The sequence below is a fragment of the Pseudomonas sp. YuFO8 genome, from assembly GCF_035065025.1.
Lineage (GTDB): Bacteria > Pseudomonadota > Gammaproteobacteria > Pseudomonadales > Pseudomonadaceae > Aquipseudomonas > Aquipseudomonas putida_AE.
This window is the reverse complement of the sequence record NZ_JAXDEQ010000010.1, coordinates 155,132-173,222: the sequence shown is the minus strand read 5'-3', so window position 1 is coordinate 173,222 and position 18,091 is coordinate 155,132. Positions and strand designations below refer to the sequence as shown.

14 protein-coding genes are annotated in these 18,091 nt (G+C 61.5%); 5 read left to right on the top strand and 9 right to left on the bottom strand.

Translation table 11 applies throughout. The annotated features are described in order from the left end of the window. Nucleotides 1-44 precede the first annotated feature (44 nt). Nucleotides 45-1,382 (bottom strand): OprD family outer membrane porin, encoded by a 1,338-nt coding sequence (locus SOP95_RS11895; RefSeq protein WP_274073635.1) that lies wholly within the window; start codon nucleotides 1,380-1,382, stop codon nucleotides 45-47. 362 nt (nucleotides 1,383-1,744) lie between these two features. On the opposite strand from SOP95_RS11895, the gene tauA reads away from it, so the two are divergent. Beyond that, on the top strand, nucleotides 1,745-2,734 hold the full coding sequence (gene tauA / locus SOP95_RS11890; protein WP_323607220.1) for a taurine ABC transporter substrate-binding protein: 990 nt from the start codon (nucleotides 1,745-1,747) through the stop codon (nucleotides 2,732-2,734). Nucleotides 2,735-2,847: 113 nt separating this feature from the next. On the opposite strand, the gene argA is transcribed toward tauA, so the two are convergent. Continuing rightward, nucleotides 2,848-4,146 (bottom strand): amino-acid N-acetyltransferase, encoded by a 1,299-nt coding sequence (gene argA, locus SOP95_RS11885; RefSeq protein ID WP_008064942.1) that lies wholly within the window; start codon nucleotides 4,144-4,146, stop codon nucleotides 2,848-2,850. 246 nt (nucleotides 4,147-4,392) lie between these two features. Then, complete coding sequence (argE, locus tag SOP95_RS11880; RefSeq protein WP_274073637.1) at nucleotides 4,393-5,562, bottom strand: acetylornithine deacetylase; 1,170 nt, start codon at nucleotides 5,560-5,562, stop codon at nucleotides 4,393-4,395. A gap of 156 nt (nucleotides 5,563-5,718) precedes the next feature. Between argE and SOP95_RS11875 the strand changes: the two genes are divergently transcribed. Then, entirely contained in the window at nucleotides 5,719-7,086 is a 1,368-nt protein-coding gene (locus SOP95_RS11875) for a CYTH domain-containing protein (protein WP_274073638.1), read from the top strand. A gap of 87 nt (nucleotides 7,087-7,173) precedes the next feature. Here SOP95_RS11875 and SOP95_RS11870 read toward each other — a convergent pair whose 3' ends face one another. Next, nucleotides 7,174-7,638: an Lrp/AsnC family transcriptional regulator gene (locus tag SOP95_RS11870; RefSeq protein WP_274073639.1), complete on the bottom strand. Its 465-nt coding sequence runs from the start codon at nucleotides 7,636-7,638 to the stop codon at nucleotides 7,174-7,176. A 125-nt stretch (nucleotides 7,639-7,763) separates the two neighbouring features. Between SOP95_RS11870 and SOP95_RS11865 the strand changes: the two genes are divergently transcribed. The 3 genes from SOP95_RS11865 (at nucleotide 7,764) to SOP95_RS11855 (ending at nucleotide 10,364) form a co-directional block, all read left to right on the top strand. After that, nucleotides 7,764-8,102 (top strand): hypothetical protein, encoded by a 339-nt coding sequence (locus SOP95_RS11865; RefSeq protein WP_274073640.1) that lies wholly within the window; start codon nucleotides 7,764-7,766, stop codon nucleotides 8,100-8,102. Between the two features lie 89 nt (nucleotides 8,103-8,191). Next, a complete protein-coding gene (locus SOP95_RS11860; protein WP_274073641.1) occupies nucleotides 8,192-9,976 on the top strand; it encodes a GspE/PulE family protein in 1,785 nt (594 codons plus the stop codon). 67 nt (nucleotides 9,977-10,043) lie between these two features. Then, nucleotides 10,044-10,364: a DUF2388 domain-containing protein gene (locus SOP95_RS11855; protein ID WP_169857239.1), complete on the top strand. Its 321-nt coding sequence runs from the start codon at nucleotides 10,044-10,046 to the stop codon at nucleotides 10,362-10,364. 164 nt (nucleotides 10,365-10,528) lie between these two features. Here SOP95_RS11855 and gcvP read toward each other — a convergent pair whose 3' ends face one another. The 5 genes from gcvP to SOP95_RS11830 all read right to left on the bottom strand — a co-directional run bounded on the left by gcvP (nucleotide 10,529) and on the right by SOP95_RS11830 (nucleotide 18,024). Continuing rightward, a complete protein-coding gene (gene gcvP / locus SOP95_RS11850; RefSeq protein ID WP_323607219.1) occupies nucleotides 10,529-13,402 on the bottom strand; it encodes an aminomethyl-transferring glycine dehydrogenase in 2,874 nt (957 codons plus the stop codon). Between the two features lie 201 nt (nucleotides 13,403-13,603). Next, nucleotides 13,604-13,987, bottom strand: coding sequence for a glycine cleavage system protein GcvH (gene gcvH, locus SOP95_RS11845; RefSeq protein WP_274073643.1), 384 nt, complete (start codon nucleotides 13,985-13,987; stop codon nucleotides 13,604-13,606). Between the two features lie 50 nt (nucleotides 13,988-14,037). Then, nucleotides 14,038-15,120, bottom strand: a complete 1,083-nt coding sequence (gcvT, locus tag SOP95_RS11840; protein ID WP_323607218.1) for a glycine cleavage system aminomethyltransferase GcvT — start codon at nucleotides 15,118-15,120, stop codon at nucleotides 14,038-14,040. A 155-nt stretch (nucleotides 15,121-15,275) separates the two neighbouring features. Then, entirely contained in the window at nucleotides 15,276-16,892 is a 1,617-nt protein-coding gene (locus tag SOP95_RS11835) for an ABC transporter permease (RefSeq protein ID WP_323607217.1), read from the bottom strand. A gap of 127 nt (nucleotides 16,893-17,019) precedes the next feature. Beyond that, nucleotides 17,020-18,024 (bottom strand): extracellular solute-binding protein, encoded by a 1,005-nt coding sequence (locus SOP95_RS11830; protein ID WP_274073646.1) that lies wholly within the window; start codon nucleotides 18,022-18,024, stop codon nucleotides 17,020-17,022. Nucleotides 18,025-18,091: the final 67 nt, after the last annotated feature.

Below are 18,091 nucleotides of genomic sequence, written 5' to 3'. Positions count from 1 at the left end.
CGCGAAAAAAAGCCTCGTCCGGTGACGAGGCTTTTGGCTACGGCTTACTTGAAGGCGTAGGTGTAGTTGAAGATCAGACGGGTCTGGTCTTCATCGAGCGTACTGGTGTTACCACGGTACATACCGTGACGCAGCGTCGTGCCGAACCCTTTAAGCGGACCGGTTTGAATCACGTAATCCACACGCAGGTCGGTCTCGCGCTCGTTCAGGTCATCACCCACGCCATTGGTGGCCTTGATGTCCCGGCCATACAGGTAGGCAGCCGACGCTTTCAAACCTGGCACGCCCAGCGAAGCGAAGTCATAGGAGTATTGACCGTAGGTGGTGTTTTCACCGGCACGGATAAAGCTGGCCACAGTGGCATCGGTGAACGAGTAGAAACTGGCGCCGCCAGCACCTTCGTTGCGACCGTTGCCATCGACAACGTTGCCCTGGTTGAGGAAGACGAAGCCGCCGTCATCGCTGACTCGCTGATGTCCGAGCAGGAATGCACTGCCGCCCAGGGTATAGGTGAACGTGGCGCTCCAGGTCTTGTTATCGACCTCGCCCGGGGTCTTGGCGTAGCCGTTGTTGTTGTTGAACTGGTAGCCGGCCTGGCCGTTCTTGCCGTCGGAGCTACTGTCGAAATAGCGAATGTCGGTCTTGAACGACTGGTTGGCTGCGATCGGGTAAACGTGCACCAGGCCGAGGAAGTTCTGCTTGTAGTAGTCTTCCAGGTTCGCGTAGTAGTACTGCAGCAACAGGTCCTTGGTGACCTTCCAGTCAGCACCGGCGTAGCGGAACTGGTTGCTGTCCTGAGTACCGCCAGCCACGGCCAGGCCAGTGCTGTTGGAAGAGGCGCGACCTGTCGCGTGCTCCAACTGACCCACGTTAAAGGTTACGTTGTCGATTTCCTTGGAGGTGATGGTGCCACCTTCAAAGGTCTGTGGCAGCACGCGGCTGTCGTTCGCGATCAGGATCGGCATGTTCGGCTGCAGGGCGCCACCGAGGTGGGCCTCGGTCTTCGAGACACGTGCCTTGACGTTGCCCGCCAGACGGCTCCACGAGCTCTCTGCAGAACCATCGGAATCGCTTGGGGTAAAGGAGTTGTTGTCCGGGTGATGGCCCTTGCCACCGTCCAGGTGGATACCGACCAGCGCCTGGGCGTCGATACCGAAACCGACAGTACCCGGGGTATAGCCGGACTGGAAGTCGAACTTGAGACCTTCAGCGGCCTCTCGCTGCCGGTTGGCAGGCGTGCTCGCGCCTTCACGCTTATCGGCGTCGAAATAATAGGTACGCGAACTGACGGAAGCCTTGCTGTCTTCGATGAAACCGGCGGCGCCTGCCTGCTGCGCCAAAACCCCTACCGTCACGGCCAGGGCCAAGGTGGACTTGTTCATTGTTAAACTCCTCTCGTCTCTAATTCTTGTATTCCTGGCCGGGGGTCAATTGCCCCTGATCCTAAGATTCGCGATTAGCGCCGCAGCGTGACTCACAAGTCAATCGTAACTATGTGTGTCTACGACCATAGTCTAATCACCGGTTTTTTGGTCCATGCAGGGTCATGAGTTCGTCATAAACCTGAAAAGAACGGATAAATTCTTTTCTCATACCCTTTAGGAATTTAGCTCACCGTCTTGCCTACCTCAGGATAGAGCGGCTGACTCATAAGCTAATTCCTAAAGGGTATTTATTAGGCGTTTTTTAGATCGATTAGGTTTAGTAGCAATTCCGCCACAAACCTATCGAAAAGGCCGACGCCATGACGACCAAGCGCGCACTATCCCGACCATTTGTTACAGTTTGTGTATCGTTGATTTTTTCTTTTTCCGCCCATGCGGCGAACCTCACGGTTGGCTACCAGACCGGTATCGACCCCAGCAAAGTCCCGCAGGCCGATGGCCTTTACGAAAAAACCATTGGCGAGAAAATCGACTGGCGACGTTTCAACAGTGGCCCGGAAGTGGTCACCGCCATCGCCTCCGGTGATGTGCAGATCGGCAACCTCGGCTCCAGCCCACTGGCCGCCGCGGCCTCGCGCAACCTGCCGATCGTCGCCTTCCTCGTTTCCGCGCAGATCAATGCCGCCGAGGCCTTGGTGGTGCGCAACGGCAGTGGCATCGATAAACCGGAAGATCTGATCGGCAAGACCATCGCCACCCCGTTCGTTTCCACGTCCCACTACAGCCTGTTGGGTGCGTTGAAGCACTGGGGCCTGGATGCGTCGAAAGTCAAAGTGGTGAACCTGCAACCGGCGGAAATTGCCGCCGCGTGGAAGCGCGGAGACATCGACGGCGCGTTCGTCTGGTCGCCCGCCCTGGGGGAAATTCGCAAGACTGGCAAGACCTTGACCGATGCCGCGCAGGTCGGCCAATGGGGTGCACCGACCTTCGAAGTGTGGGTCGCGCGCAAGGATTACGCCGAGAAACACCCGGAGGTCATCGCCCGCTTCGCCAAGGTCACCCTGGACTCATTTGCCGACTATGCGGCACACAAGGACAGCTGGACCGCCGATTCGGTGCCGGTGCAGAAAATCGCCAAACTGACCGGTGCCAACGCCGCCGACGTACCGGAGCTGCTGGCCGGTTCCGCGTTCCCGGATGCCAAGGCACAACAGACCGGCGCCTTGCTGGCCGGCGGTACGGCGCAGGCGATTGGCGAGACGGCGAAATTCTTGAAGGAACAGGGGAAGGTTGAGACGGTGCTGGCGGATTATTCGCCGTATGTCAGTGCGAAATTTGTAGCAGAGTGAAGCCGATCTGTAGGAGCCGGCTTGCTGGCGATGGCGGCGTGTCAATCGACATGGATGATGCCTGACACTCCGCTATCGCCAGCAAGCCGGCTCCTACAGAGACCGTATCGTGGTTACAGGGCTTTTTCGAAGATCTTCGAATTGCGCTGATAGTTGTACAGCGACGCCCGCGCCGATGGCAGGCGATCGACGCTGCTCGGCACGAAGCCGCGCTCGCGGAACCAGTGCGCCGTGCGCGTGGTGAGCACGAACAGGGTTTTTAACCCTTGAGCCCGGGCGCGGGTTTCAATGCGCTCGAGCAGTTCATCACCGCGACCGCCATGGCGGTACTCCGGGTTCACCGCCAGGCACGCCAGCTCCCCGGCATCGGAATCGGCGATCTGGTACAGCGCCGCACAGGCGATAATCATGCCCTCACGCTCCACCACGCTGAACTGCTCGATCTCCCGCTCGAGCACTTCGCGCGAGCGGCGTACCAGAATGCCCTGCTCTTCCAGCGGGCTGATCAGGTCCAGCAAGCCGCCGACGTCTTCGATTGCCGCTTCGCGCACCACCTCGAATTGCTCCTGGGCCACCAGCGTGCCGCCACCATCACGGGTGAACAGCTCGGTCAGCAGTGCACCGTCTTCGGCGTAGCTGACGATATGGCTGCGGGCCACGCCGCCACGGCAGGCTTCAGCGGCGGCATCGAGCAGCTCGGCCTGGTAGTTGCTGCCCAGGCGCTGCAGATGCGCCGGCACCTGTTGCGGACGCAGCTCGCGGACCAGCCGGCCGTGTTCATCGATCAGGCCAAGGTCGGCGCCAAACAGCAGCAGCTTGTCCGCGCCCAGGTCAATGGCCGCGCGCGTAGCGACGTCTTCACAGGCGAGGTTGAAAATTTCACCGGTCGGCGAGTAGCCCAGCGGCGACAGGAGCACGATGGAGCGTTCGTCCAGCAGGCGATTGATGCCCTTGCGATCAACCCGACGCACTTCACCGGTGTGGTGATAGTCGACACCTTCCAGCACGCCGATCGGCCGTGCAGTCACCAGGTTGCCGCTGGCCACCCGCAAGCGCGAGCCCTGCATCGGCGACGACGCCATGTCCATGGACAGGCGCGCTTCGATGGCGATGCGCAGTTGACCGACCGCATCGATCACGCACTCCAGGGTCGCGGCATCGGTGATGCGCATGCCGTGGTGGTAATGCGGGGTCAGGCCGCGAGCCTCGAGGCGTGCTTCGATTTGCGGGCGCGAACCGTGCACCAGCACCAGGCGCACGCCGAGGCTGTGCAACAGCACCAGGTCGTGGACGATGTTGCCGAAGTTCGGATGTTCAACGCCGTCGCCGGGCAGCATGACGACAAAGGTGCAATCGCGGTGGGCGTTGATGTAGGGCGAAGCATGACGAAGCCAATTGACGTATTCGGGCATGAACCTGGGCCTGTAATAAATAGCAGCCGAAAAAAGGGCGAAACAGTAAAACGCACAGCGGGCTGATGGTTATCGTCGGAACAGGCTTGGCGACACGCGCGCTCTCCTCATGAATACGGGTTTTGAACCTGACAAATTAATCGAGAACCCCTGTAGGAGCTGCCGAAGGCTGCGATCTTTTGATCTTTGTTTTACAAGCAAGATCAAAAGATCGCAGCCTTCGGCAGCTCCTACAAGGGCTTGCGTTCAACCGACAGACGCCAGTTCTTTGGCCGGCGTCAGGCAGTAATGTTCAATCAACTGACGTAATAGATGCACCGTAGGCTGCAAACGTGACATTTCGAGGAATTCCCCCGGTTGGTGGGCGCAGGCGATATCGCCCGGGCCGAGTACCAGTGTTTCGCAGCCAAGGCGCTGAAGATAAGGCGCTTCGGTGCCGAATGCCACTGCTTCGGCGGCATGGCCGGTGAGCTTTTCGGCAATGCGCACCAGTTCCGCATCCTCAGCCTGTTCGAAAGGCGGCACGGCGGGGAACAGCGGTGCGTAATCGATCTTGACCTGATGGCGTTCGGCAATCGGCTTGAGCTTCTGCAGAATCTCGGCACGCAGGACCTTGGGATCCATCCCCGGCAACGGCCGCAGATCGAATTCCAGCGAACACTGGCCGCAGATACGGTTGGGGTTGTCGCCACCATGGATGCAGCCGAAGTTCATGGTCGGCATCGGCACGCTGAACTGCGGATTACGGAATTCGCGCTGCCACAGCAGGCGCAGGCCGCGCAGTTCGCCGATGGCATCGTGCATGGCCTCGAGCGCGCTGTGACCCAGGCGCGGGTCCGAGGAGTGGCCGCTTTGCCCGAGGATATCGATGCGCTCCATCATGATGCCTTTGTGCATGCGGATCGGCTTGAGCCCGGTCGGCTCGCCGATCACTGCCGCACGCCCCAGCGGGCGCCCCGCCTCGGCCAGCGCCCGGGCGCCGGACATCGAGCTTTCTTCATCGCAGGTGGCCAGGATCAGCAGCGGCTGCTTGAACGGTTGGTCGAGCAGCGGCTTGACGGCTTCGATGGCCAGGGCGAAAAAGCCCTTCATGTCGCAACTGCCCAGGCCGACCCAGCGGCCGTCGACTTCCGTCAGCTTCAGCGGGTCGGTCTGCCACAGCGCGCCATCGAACGGCACCGTATCGCTGTGACCGGCGAGCACCAGCCCGCCGGGCCCGCTGCCAAAACTGGCGAGCAGGTTGAATTTGCCGGGGCTGACCTGCTGGATGTCGCAGGCAAAGCCCAGGTCGCCGAGCCAGGCGGCCAGCAGGTCGATCACCGGACGATTGGATTGATCGAGGCTTGCCTGGGTGCAGCTGACGGATGGTGCAGCGATCAGCGCAGCGAACTGATCTTTCATGGACGGCAAAGGCATCGCTGACTCCAACTCCCGGATTGAAGTCCATCATAGAGCCATCCGGTGACAGGAATAAACCGTCGCGCGGCGTAGGCAGGTCGAGTCCTGTACACTGCACGGCCTTGGCAGCCACCTTTTCCCCCGGCTGCGCTCCCGATCCTGGATTTTCCGGCCATGCAGAAAGAAACCGAAATCAAACTCCGCGTCAGCCGCGAAACCCTCGCCGCCCTGCGCGAGCACCCCTTACTGAAAAAACGCAACAAAAGTGGCTGGGAACGCCGTGAGTTGATGAATCAATACTTCGACACCCCGGAGCGGGACCTGGCCCGGGCCAAAGTCGCCCTGCGCCTGCGCAAGGATGGCGAAGAAGTGATCCAGACCCTCAAGACCCGCGGCCAGAGCGTCGCCGGCCTGTCCGTACGTAACGAGTACGACTGGAACCTGCCGAAAGCCAAGCTCGATCTGAAAAAACTCGACGGTGAATGCTGGCCCGAAGAGCTGGCTGAACTGGACAAGAAAACCCTGAAAGCCATCTTCACCACCGATTTCGTCCGCGAGCGCGCGGAAATCGCCTGGGGCCGTGGCAAGACCAAGGTGGTCATCGAAGCGGCGCTGGACCTGGGCCATGTGGTGGTCGGCAAGCAGAAAGAAGAAATCTGCGAACTGGAACTGGAATTGCGCGAAGGCGAGCCTGCCGCTCTCCTGGAACTGGCCGCCGAACTGGCCGAGAAACTGGCCCTGATGCCATGCGACATCAGCAAGGCCGAACGCGGCTATCGCCTGTACGACGCCCACAGCTACTCGCTGAGCCTGCCGGCACCGCAGATCAGCGCCGAAACGCCACTGGACGACGCCTTCGCCGCGCTCAGCTGGCACTTGCTGGGCAGCAGCCAGCGCCTGGCCGAGCAGTATCGCTTCAATGGTCACTGGCGCCTGTTGCAGGACTGGGTCGAGAGCCTGGCTGAAATGCGCGCGCTGATCAGCAGCCTCGGCCAAGCCGCGCCACGTCAGTCGACCCACGATCTGCGCGTCGCGCTCGACGCCTTGCTGGAAGACTGGCGCCCGCTGGTCCAGGCCGGCCTGGACGACGAAGACGTGCGCAAGGCCGCGCCGGAGCAGTTCCTCGAAGAACTCGAAGACCCTCGCTGGGGCCTGTTCTCCCTGAACACCTCGCGCTGGTTGCTGGCCCGCACCTGGACCGCCGACCGCAACACCCGCGGCAATCGCCAGGGCGCCGCGCAACTGGGCAGCTGGCTGCCACGTTTGCTGGGCGAAGAAGCCACTTCGCTGCAATTGCAGCGTTACCAGCAGCAGCCGGAAGACCTGGCTGAGCAACTGCCGCGCATCGAACGCATCCAGGTGTGGCTGCATCACGCACGCAACGTGCTGGAGATTCCGGAAATGGATCGCCTGTACGGCGAGCTGAACAAGCTGGCGCAACTGGCCAACGAGCCGATCACCGACGAAGTCCTGGATGCGCGCAAGCAGCAGGCGATCGCGGTTTATCAGAATCGTGCCTGGAAGATGCTTCTGCGCCTGTAATACCGCTATCGCCAGCAGGCTGGCTCCCACTGGGGATTTGTGGCGTACACAAAACCAATGTGGGAGCCAGCCTGCTGGCGATGGATTTCAGACCGGCAAACTGGTGGTCGACTTGATCTCCGACAACGCCACGACCGAGTTCACCTCCTGTATCCCCGGCACCAGCGACAGCTTCTCAAAGAAGAACCGCTCATACGCCTCGATGTCCGCCGCAACGATGCGCAGCATGAAATCCACCGCCCCCATCAGCACGTAACACTCCAGCACCTCCGGAAACCCTCGAATCGCCTCGGTGAATTCGGTGAAGTTCGAACGGCCATGGGCGTTGAGCTTTACCTGGGCAAAGATCTGCGTGTTCAGGCCGATTTTCTTGCGGTCGAGCAAGGTGACCTGGCCACGAATGATCCCCTCCTCCTTCATCCGCTGAATCCTTCGCCAGCAAGGCGACTGCGAAAGCCCCACCTGCTCGGCGATCTGCGCGCTCGAGAGCGAAGCATCCTCTTGCAGCAAGGCGAGAATCCTGCGGTCGTAGTTGTCCAGCTCGCTGTGCATAAAAAAACCTTCAACTGATAATTGTGTGAATTGCACTATTCAACAAAGCCGCAATATGCCTAATCATAGATAAGAAATACCCGGCGGCGAATGTAAAAATTTCTCCAACAACTTGGAGACCGAGCATGCCGTACCTGGAAGCCGTAAATACCTCGCCGACCCGCTTTGATGCCTGGAGTGCCAGCAACGCCCATTGCCGCGTTCACTACCAATTGCTGGCCGAAGCCGAGCCAGATCTGCTGTGCCGTGCGCTCAATCTGTTCGCCTTGCAGTTCCTGACACCAGAACAGGTGCAGGTGCAGCGCCAGGAGGACTTGCTGGCGATCGATATCGTCATCGACGGATTGAGCTGGCATCGCGCCCAGGTGATCGCGGAAAAACTTCGAAACCTGATCAGCGTTTGCTCGGTCGAGCTGCAAAGCGTTGATTCGGCGTGGGTTGAAGCGGCCCAGGCAGCCGGCTGAAAAAAACCGATACGGCTTCGTCGGGTAGTGGCCCAACGGCCTGCAGGGTCACGACTATCCTTTGCGCACTGTCGTTCAAAGGAGCCCGCATGTCCGTACAAATCGCCTTTCAGGACCGCTGGCTGGATCTCAATGATGTGCTGCGTGAACTGGTCGCCCAGGGCTTCGTCAGCCAGGACTCGGCCGAACAGGCGCTCAATGCCCGACGCCGTCACGCCGCCCATGGCCAGATGCACCCACTGGAGTTCATCGCCAGCCAACACCTGGACGACCTCAGCCGTCCCGGCAAGCACCTGGACCTTGAAAGCCTGACCCTATGGCTGTCCCAGCAGGCAGGCCAGCCCTACCTGCGGATCGATCCGCTGAAAATCAACGTCGCGGCCGTGACGCCGCTGATGTCCTACGCCTTCGCCCAGCGCCACAAGATCCTCGCGGTGTCGGTCGATCGCGACGCAGTGACGATCGCCAGCGCCCAGCCCTACGTCACCGCCTGGGAAGCCGACCTGACCCACGTGCTGAAGCTACCGATCAAGCGCGTGGTGGCCAACCCGGTGGACATCCAGCGTTTCAGCGTGGAGTTTTTCCGCCTGGCCAAATCGGTCACCGGCGCGAATAGCGGCGATCAGCAGGTCAATACCCTGGGCAACTTCGAACAGTTGCTCAACCTCGGCGCCAGCGATCAGGAGCCCGATGCCAACGACGCGCACATCGTCAATATCGTCGACTGGCTGTTCCAGTACGCCTTCCAGCAACGCGCCAGTGATATCCACATCGAGCCCCGGCGCGAACAGGGCACGGTGCGCTTTCGCATCGACGGGGTGCTGCACAACGTCTACCAATTCCCGCCACAGGTGACCATGGCCATCGTCAGTCGCCTCAAAAGCCTCGGGCGAATGAACGTCGCAGAAAAACGCAAACCCCAGGATGGCCGGGTGAAAACCAAGACCCCGGAGGGCGGCGAAGTCGAGTTGCGACTCTCGACCCTGCCCACGGCCTTTGGCGAAAAAATGGTCATGCGCATCTTCGACCCGGAGGTGCTGCTCAAGGACTTCGATCAGCTGGGTTTTTCCGCCGACGACCTGCGACGCTGGCAGGACATGACCGGCCAGCCCAATGGCATCATCCTGGTCACCGGCCCCACCGGGTCGGGCAAGACCACCACGCTCTACACCACGTTGAAAAAGCTGGCGACGCCGGAGGTCAATCTCTGCACCATCGAAGACCCGATCGAAATGGTCGAGCCGGCGTTCAACCAGATGCAGGTCCAGCACAACATCGACCTGACCTTCGCCGCCGGCGTCCGGGCGCTGATGCGGCAAGACCCGGACATCATCATGATCGGCGAGATCCGCGACCTGGAAACCGCCGAGATGGCCATCCAGGCTGCGCTGACCGGGCACCTGGTGCTGTCGACGCTGCACACCAACGATGCGCCCAGCGCCATCAGCCGCCTGCTGGAACTCGGCGTGCCGCATTACCTGATCAAGGCCACCGTGCTCGGCGTCATGGCCCAGCGCCTGGTGCGCACCTTGTGCCCACACTGCAAGGCCCCGCAAGCCTTGGCTGAAGAGGATTGGCAAACCCTGACCCGCCCCTGGCAAGCCCCGCTGCCTGGCAACGCCCAGCGCGCCATTGGCTGCCTGGAATGCCGCGATACCGGCTATCACGGTCGCGCCGGGGTGTACGAAATCATGCAACTGAGCGACGGCCTCAAGGCGCTGATCAATCCCGACACCGACTTGCTGGCGGTGCGGCGCCAGGCGTTCAAGGAAGGCATGCGCAGCCTGCGACTGTCGGGTGCACAGAAAGTGGCGGCCGGTTTGACGACCATCGAGGAGGTGTTGCGGGTGACGCCGCAGAGCGAGCAGAAGTAGCCCGGCCGGGAGGGAACTCGATTGAGGGACGACAATCCAACACCGCAGTTAATCAGTGGAGTCACCCATCATGCGTCTCAAACTTGCTGTCGCTACCATCGCCCTGTTGTCCCTGCCTGTCGGTTCGGCGATGGCCGATAGCTTTTGGCGTAACGTCATTTCCTCCGGTGCAACCACCGGTTCGACCTACCTGACGTTCAAGGATCACAAGCTGATCGTCGCTGCCCAGGACGATGCCGGCAGCTTTGTCGCCAGTGACGGCGGCATCCGCGGCCCGTACCTGGAAGCGGCGATGCAGAAGGTTCGCGCCGACAACCCGGGGCTGCAGGCTACGGACATGGAACTGGCGAATGCGATTTTGGCGAAGAATGCCGTGGCTTCGGAATAAGCTTAGCCTGAACAAAAATGCCGCTCCCATGAGCGGCATTTTTTATGGCCAACACAAAACCCTCTGTAGGAGCTGGCTTGCCAGCGATGGTGGGTCAGACAAATTGATGTCGACTGACACTCCATCGCTGGCAAGCCAGCTCCTACAGGAGGGGTGTGTGTTTTTCAGCGGTACTCGTCCAGCGGCACACACGCACAAAACAGATTCCGGTCGCCGTAGACATTGTCCACCCGGTTCACCACCGGCCAGTACTTGTGCGCCTTGGTATGAGCATCCGGCGTGACCGCTTGCTCAATGCTGTAAGGCCGCTCCCATACCCCAGTGATGTCCGCCAGCGTATGGGGCGCGCGTTTCAACGGGTTGTCCTCGGCCGGCCAGTTGCCGTTCTGCACCTCGGTGATCTCCGCGCGGATACTCAGCATCGCCCCGATGAAGCGATCCAGCTCCGCCTTCGACTCACTTTCAGTAGGCTCGACCATCAAGGTCCCCGGCACCGGGAACGACATGGTCGGCGCATGGAAGCCATAGTCCATCAGGCGCTTGGCCACGTCTTCTTCGCTGATACCGGTCAGCGCCTTCAGAGGTCGCAGGTCGAGAATGCATTCGTGGGCCACCCGCTCGTTGCGCCCGGTGTAGAGGACTGGAAACGCGCCGGACAGGTGCCGCGCCAGGTAATTGGCCGCCAGGATCGCCACTTCGCTGGCGTCGGCCAATTGCGGCCCCATCATGGCGATGTACATCCAGCTGATCGGCAGAATGCTCGCGCTGCCCCAAGGCGCGGCACTGACGGCGCCGTTCTGCGGCAGCGGCCCTTCGATCGGCACCACCGGGTGGTTGGCCACGAAGGGTGCCAGGTGCGCGCGCACGCCAATCGGCCCCATGCCCGGTCCACCGCCGCCATGGGGGATGCAGAAGGTCTTGTGCAGGTTCATGTGTGACACATCGGCGCCGATGTCCGCCGGGCGGGCGAGGCCAACCTGGGCATTGAGGTTGGCGCCGTCCATGTACACCTGCCCGCCGTGGCTGTGGATAACTTCACAGATTTCGCTGATGCCTTCCTCGTACACGCCATGGGTCGACGGATAAGTCGCCATCAGGCAGGCGAGCTTATCCCCGGCCTGGGCGGCTTTGTCTTTCAGGTCATCGAGATCGACGTTGCCCGCTTCGTCGCACTCGACAATCACCACGCGCATCCCGGCCATTTGCGCCGAGGCCGGGTTGGTGCCATGGGCCGATGAAGGAATCAGGCAGATATCCCGCCCGCCCTCCTGGCGGCTCTCGTGGTACTTGCGGATCGCCAGCAACCCGGCGTACTCGCCTTGGGCCCCGGAGTTGGGCTGCATGCAGATCGCATCGAAACCGGTGATCGCGCAGAGCCAACGCTCCAGTTCTTCGATCATCAATGAGTAACCGACCGCCTGCTCCTTGGGCGCGAACGGATGCAGGTTGGCGAACTGCGGCCAGGTAATCGGGATCATCTCGCTGGTGGCATTGAGCTTCATGGTGCAAGAACCCAGCGGGATCATCGATTGATTGAGCGCCAGGTCCTTGTTTTCCAGTTGCTTGAGGTAGCGCAGCATCTCGGTTTCGCTGTGATGGGCGTTGAACACCGGGTGGCGCAGGTAGGGCGAGGTTCGCCTGAGCGCGTCGGGAATGCCGCCATCCAGGGTTTCAGCGTCCAGTTCGTCGACGTTGAGCCCATGATCGGCCCCCAGGAACACATCGAACAGTTTCGCCACCGTGCTTTCGTCAGAGGTTTCGTCGAGGCTCAAAGCCAACTGCCCACGCCCAAGAATGCGCAGGTTGATTTGCGCGGCCTGAGCGCTTTCGAGGATCGCGGTCTGGGTGCCACCGACTTCCAGGGTCAAGGTGTCGAAGAAGTGTTGGTTGAGGCGGTTGATGCCCTTGCGCTCAAGGCCGGCGGCAAGGATGCAGGTCAGCCGGTGCACGCGCTGGGCAATCCGTTTGAGCCCCTCCGGGCCGTGATAAACCGCATAGAAACTGGCGATATTGGCCAGCAGGACCTGCGCGGTGCAGATGTTCGAGTTGGCCTTTTCACGACGAATATGCTGCTCGCGGGTTTGCAGCGCCATGCGCAGGGCAACGTTGCTGCGGGCGTCTTTCGACACGCCGATGATGCGTCCGGGAATCGCTCGTTTGTACTCGTCACGGCTGGCAAAAAACGCCGCATGAGGGCCGCCGTAGCCCATGGGCACGCCGAAACGCTGGGATGAGCCGAACACCACGTCGGCCCCCAGCTCCCCCGGCGGGGTCAGCAACAGCAGGCTCAACAGATCGGTGGCGACACAGGCCAGCGCCTGCTGGGCATGCAGATGATCGATCAACGGACGCAGGTCACAGATCTCGCCGCGGGTGTCGGGATATTGCAGCAGCGCACCGAACACCTGGTGCTGTTTCAAGTTATCCACAGCGTCGACGATCAGCTCGAAGCCGAAGCCTTCGGCGCGGGTTTGCACCACGGAGATGGTCTGCGGATGGCAATGTTCGTCGACAAAGAACAGATTGCTTTTCGACTTGGCGACCCGCTTGGCCAGCGCCATGGCTTCCGCCGCCGCAGTGGCTTCATCCAGCAGCGAGGCGTTGGCCAGTTCCAGGCCCGTGAGGTCGATGGTCAATTGCTGGAAATTCAGCAGCGCTTCGAGCCGGCCCTGGGCGATTTCCGGTTGATAGGGTGTGTACGCGGTGTACCAGCCGGGATTTTCCAGGACGTTGCGCAGGATGACGGCCGGCGTCAGCGTGCCGTGATAGCCCATGCCGATCAGGCTGGTCCAGACCTGGTTCTGCTCGGCGTAACCGCGCAGCTTGGCCAGCGCGGCTTCTTCGTCGAGGGCCGGCGGCAAATCGAGTGGCCGGTTCAGGCGGATTCCCGGCGGCACCGTCTGCTCGATCAACTCGACCCGGCTGCCGAGGCCCAGGCTGTCGAGCATTGCCTGTTGCTCGGCGGCATCAGGCCCGAGGTGGCGGCGAAGGAAGGCATTGGGGTCGCGTAACTGGCTCAGGGACGGCAACTGGGACATGACGGGCTCTCTCTTGACTGGCGCTCAGCGTCGATGCAACACGGTCAAACCAGCATAGCAGTCCCCTGAAAATCAAAAGATCGCAGCCTTCGGCAGCTCCTACAGGGGACCGCATTTCAATGTAGGAGCTGCCGAAGGCTGCGATTTTTTAGGGTACAAAAAAGCCCCGACAGGTCGGGGCTTTGGGGTAACGCTGAAGGCTTATTCGCCGATGGCGGCCTTGTAAGCCGCTGCATCGAGCAGCTTTTCCAGGTCAGCCGCGTTGCTTGGCTTGATCTTGAAGATCCACGCACCGTACGGGTCGGAGTTGAGCAACTCAGGTTCAGCGCTCAGTGCTTCGTTGACCGCGATCACTTCACCGGCAATCGGGGAGTAGATGTCGGAAGCGGCTTTTACCGATTCAACGACACCGGCCTGGTCTTCAGCGGCAAACACATTGCCTACTTCGGTCAGCTCAACGAACACCACATCACCCAGCGCTTCCTGCGCGTGATCGCTGATGCCCACGGTGACGGTGCCATCGGCTTCCAGGCGAGCCCATTCGTGACTCTCGGCAAAACGCAGGTCGGCAGGGATATCGCTCATGTTCTGTGTCCTCAGGAAAATGATCGGCGGTCAAGGTCCGCCGGAAAAGGTTAGATCAAGGTTTTGCCATGGCGGACGAAGGTCGGCTTGACCACTCGGACCGGGTACCACTTGCCACGGATTTCCACTTCTGCGCGGTCGGCCGTGGCCATTGGCACGCGCGCCAGCGCAATCGACTTGCTAAGCGTAGGAGAGAAACTACCACTGGTGATCTCCCCTTCGCCAACATCGGCGATGCGGACCACTTGATGAGCGCGCAAAACCCCGCGCTCCTCGAGGACCAGACCGACCAGCTTGTGTTGTATGCCGCCGCTGCGCTCGGCTTCCAGCGCCGTGCGGCCGATGAACTGGCGAGCGGCCGGCTCCCAGGCGATGCTCCAGGCCATGTTGGAGGCCAGCGGGGAAACGTCCTGGTGAATGTCCTGACCGTACAGGTTCATGCCCGCCTCGACCCGCAGGGTGTCACGCGCGCCCAGGCCAATGGGGGAAATGCCCGCGCCCACCAGATCGTTGAAGAATCCCGGTGCCTGGTCGGCCGGCAGAATGATTTCCAGGCCGTCTTCACCGGTATAGCCGGTGCGTGCGATGAACCAGTCACCGTCGGGCTTGCCCTCGAAAGGCTTGAGCTGCTGGATCAATGTGCCGCGTGCCTGGTTCACCAACTCGGCAATCTTGTTCCGGGCATGAGGCCCCTGGATGGCCAGCATGGCCATTTCGGAACGCTCGTTAAGCTGCACATCGAGACCGTCGAGATGCGCCTGCATCCACGCCAGGTCCTGATCGCGGGTGGAGGCGTTGACCACCAGGCGGTAACCGCTTTCGAGGCGATAGACGATCATGTCGTCGACGATACCGCCGCGCTCATTGAGCATGGCGCTGTACAACGCGGAACCGGGTTTGTGCAGGCGTTCGACGTCGTTGGTCAGCAAATGCTGAAGCCATGCCTTGGCCTTGGGGCCGTCGACATCGATCACGGTCATGTGGGATACATCAAAAACACCGCAATCGCGGCGCACCTGATGGTGCTCCTCGACCTGGGATCCATAATGCAGAGGCATATCCCAACCGCCAAAATCGACCATCTTCGCGCCCAGGGCGAGATGAAGGTCATACAGAGGCGTACGCTGTCCCATGGGTTTCTCCTTCCGGGCGTGGCGAAGGTGCGGGCGAGTGATGCAGCTTGCGGGCGCCTTGAAATAAGAGGCTTCCAGCCGTTTTCACTACCTTGTCTGTCAGACGGACCGCACCGAATGCCGCGCATTGTAGCCGCATGGTGTAGGACTGGCACCTAGCTGTTTCGATGCGCCGAACGACGTATCAATCCGATGACCGGTAGCAGTCCGACCAAAACCAGGGTCAAGGCCGGCAAAGAGGCCCTCGCCCACTCGCCTTCACTGGTCATTTCGAAGATCCTCACCGCCAGCGTATCCCAGCCAAACGGCCGCATCAGCAGGGTCGCGGGCATTTCCTTGAGCACATCGACGAACACCAGCAACGCCGCGCTCAACGAACCGGGGAGCAGCAACGGCAGATACACTTTGAAAAACAGTCGCGGGCCACTGACGCCCAGGCTACGTGCCGCTTCGGGCAAAGATGGCCGTATTCGCGCCAGACTGCTTTCCAGCGGACCGTAAGCCACGGCGATGAAGCGCACCAGATAGGCCAGCAGCAACGCCAGCAGGCTGCCCAGCAGCAACGGCTTGCCAGCCCCACCGAGCCAGCCGGAGAGTGGGATCACCAACTCGCGATCCAGGTAACTGAACGCCAGCATGATCGACACCGCCAGCACCGAACCGGGCAAGGCGTAGCCAAGGTTGGCCAGGCTGACCCCTGCGCGGATGCCTTGGGTGGGCGCCAGCCGCCGGGCAAACGCCAAGACCAGGGCGACACTGACGGTGATCAACGCCGCCATCGTCCCCAGGTACAAGGTGTGGAGTATCAGCGCGGTGTAGCGCTCATCCAGGTCCAGGCGCCCGCGCTGCCAGAACCAGACCAGCAGCTGCAGCATCGGAATGACGAAGGCACAGGCGAACACCAGCGCGCACCAGGCTGTCGCCAACAGCGCCTTGAGCCCGCGCAGGTGGTACAACGCCTTGACCCGTGGCCGTTCGTTGCTCGCCCGGTTGGCACCGCGGGCGCGCCGCTCGCCGTACAGTACGAGCATCACCACCAGCAGCAACAGGCTGGCCAGTTGCGCGGCGCTGGAGAGGCTGAAAAACCCGTACCAGGTCTTGTAGATGGCGGTGGTGAAGGTGTCGAAGTTAAAGACCGACACGGCGCCGAAATCCGCCAGGGTTTCCATCAGCGCCAAGGCGACGCCAGCGCCGATGGCGGGACGCGCCATGGGCATCGCAACGCGCCAGAACGCCTGCCATGGGGATTGACCGAGCACCCGCGCCGCTTCCATCAAGCCCTTGCCCTGAGCGAGAAACGCGGTGCGGGCCAGCAGGTAAACGTAGGGATAGAAGACCAGCACCAGGACCAGGATCACCCCGCCCGTGGAGCGCACGCGCGGCAATCGCAGGCCAGTGCCGAACCACTCCCGCAGCAGGGTCTGCACGGGGCCGGCAAAATCCAGCAGCCCGACAAAGACGAACGCCAGCACGTAGGCCGGAATCGCAAAGGGCAGCATCAGTGCCCAGTCCAGCCAGCGCCGGCCGGGGAATTCGCAGAGGCTGGTGAGCCAGGCCAGGCTCACCCCCAGCACCGTCACGCCAACGCCGACACCGAGTACCAGGGTCAGGGTGTTGCCCAGCAGGCGCGGCATCTGGGTTTCCCAGAGGTGAGACCAGATCTGCTGGTCGATGGTTTGCCAGGACAACAGCAGGACGCTGAGGGGCAGCAGGACCAGCGCAGCGATGGCGAAGACCAGGGGATACCAGCGGCGTTGGGCGGTGTGGGCCAAGGGATGGTTCTCGCAAAATCCTGAATTGTAGGGAAAACGCAAAAAGATCGCAGCCTCCGGCAGTTCCTACAGGGGACCTGTGTAGGAGCTGCCGAAGGCTGCGATCTTTTGCTTTAAAACCGTGGCGTCAGTTCCAGCCAGCCCGGTCCATCATGCGAATCGCTTCGGCCTGGCGCTTGCCCGCGACTTCCACCGGCAGGGTATCGGCGACGAACTTGCCCCAGGCGGCGACTTCGGCGGAGGGCTGCACGGTCGGGTTGGCCGGGAATTCCTGGTTCACGTCGGCGAAGATCTTCTGCGCCTCAGGCGTGGTCATCCACTCCACCAACGCCTTGGCCGCTTCCGGGTGCGGCGCGTTTTTGATCAGGCCAATGCCCGACAGGTTGACGTGCACGCCGCGATCCGCCTGGTTCGGCCAGAACAGTTTTACCGGCAGGTCCGGCTTCTGCTTGTGCAGGCGGCCGTAGTAGTAGGTGTTGACGATGCCGACGTCGCACTGGCCGGCATTGATGGCCTCGAGCACCGCGACGTCGTCGGAGAATACGTCGGTGGAGAGGTTGTTGACCCAGCCCTTGAGGATCTTCTCGGTTTTCTCGGCGCCGTGCACTTCGATCATGGTGGCGGTCAGGGACTGGTTGTAGACCTTCTTCGCCGTGCGCAGGCACAGGCGACCTTCCCAGTTCTTGTCGGCCAGCGCTTCGTAGGTGGTCAGTTCGCCCGGTTTCACCCGGTCGGTGGAATAGGCGATGGTCCGCGCGCGCAGGCTCAGGCCGGTCCAGGCATGGGAGGCCGCGCGGTATTGCAGCGGAATGTTGGCATCGATGGTTTTCGAGGTGAACGGCTGGAGGATGCCCATCTGCTCGGCTTGCCAGAGGTTGCCGGCATCGACGGTCAGCAGCAGGTCGGCGGGCGTGTTCTCGCCCTCGGCCTTGATCCGCTGCATCAGCGGCGCTTCCTTGTCGGTGATGAACTTCACCTTGACCCCGGTTTTCGCGGTGTAGGCATCGAAGACAGGCTTGATCAGTTCGTCGATGCGCGAGGAGTAGACCACTACCTCGTCAGCGGCCTGGGCGGCGGTGCTGCCGATCAGAGTCAGGGCCAGTGCGGTCAGTAGACGCTTCGGTGCCAACATGGGAGCGGTCTCTCGATTGAAAAAGTGAGGGCAAATGATAAGGACTCACATTTGCCTTCTCAATCGA

Excerpts from the sequence above, each read along its gene's own strand:
- SOP95_RS11895 (WP_274073635.1), bottom strand. The coding sequence starts at position 1,382 with ATGAACAAGTCCACCTTGGCCCTGGCCGTGACGGTAGGGGTTTTGGCG.
- tauA (WP_323607220.1), top strand. The coding sequence starts at position 1,745 with ATGACGACCAAGCGCGCACTATCCCGACCATTTGTTACAGTTTGTGTA.
- argA (WP_008064942.1), bottom strand. The coding sequence starts at position 4,146 with ATGCCCGAATACGTCAATTGGCTTCGTCATGCTTCGCCCTACATCAAC.
- argE (WP_274073637.1), bottom strand. The coding sequence starts at position 5,562 with ATGCCTTTGCCGTCCATGAAAGATCAGTTCGCTGCGCTGATCGCTGCA.
- SOP95_RS11875 (WP_274073638.1), top strand. The coding sequence starts at position 5,719 with ATGCAGAAAGAAACCGAAATCAAACTCCGCGTCAGCCGCGAAACCCTC.
- SOP95_RS11870 (WP_274073639.1), bottom strand. The coding sequence starts at position 7,638 with ATGCACAGCGAGCTGGACAACTACGACCGCAGGATTCTCGCCTTGCTG.
- SOP95_RS11865 (WP_274073640.1), top strand. The coding sequence starts at position 7,764 with ATGCCGTACCTGGAAGCCGTAAATACCTCGCCGACCCGCTTTGATGCC.
- SOP95_RS11860 (WP_274073641.1), top strand. The coding sequence starts at position 8,192 with ATGTCCGTACAAATCGCCTTTCAGGACCGCTGGCTGGATCTCAATGAT.
- gcvP (WP_323607219.1), bottom strand. The coding sequence starts at position 13,402 with ATGTCCCAGTTGCCGTCCCTGAGCCAGTTACGCGACCCCAATGCCTTC.
- gcvH (WP_274073643.1), bottom strand. The coding sequence starts at position 13,987 with ATGAGCGATATCCCTGCCGACCTGCGTTTTGCCGAGAGTCACGAATGG.
- gcvT (WP_323607218.1), bottom strand. The coding sequence starts at position 15,120 with ATGGGACAGCGTACGCCTCTGTATGACCTTCATCTCGCCCTGGGCGCG.
- SOP95_RS11830 (WP_274073646.1), bottom strand. The coding sequence starts at position 18,024 with ATGTTGGCACCGAAGCGTCTACTGACCGCACTGGCCCTGACTCTGATC.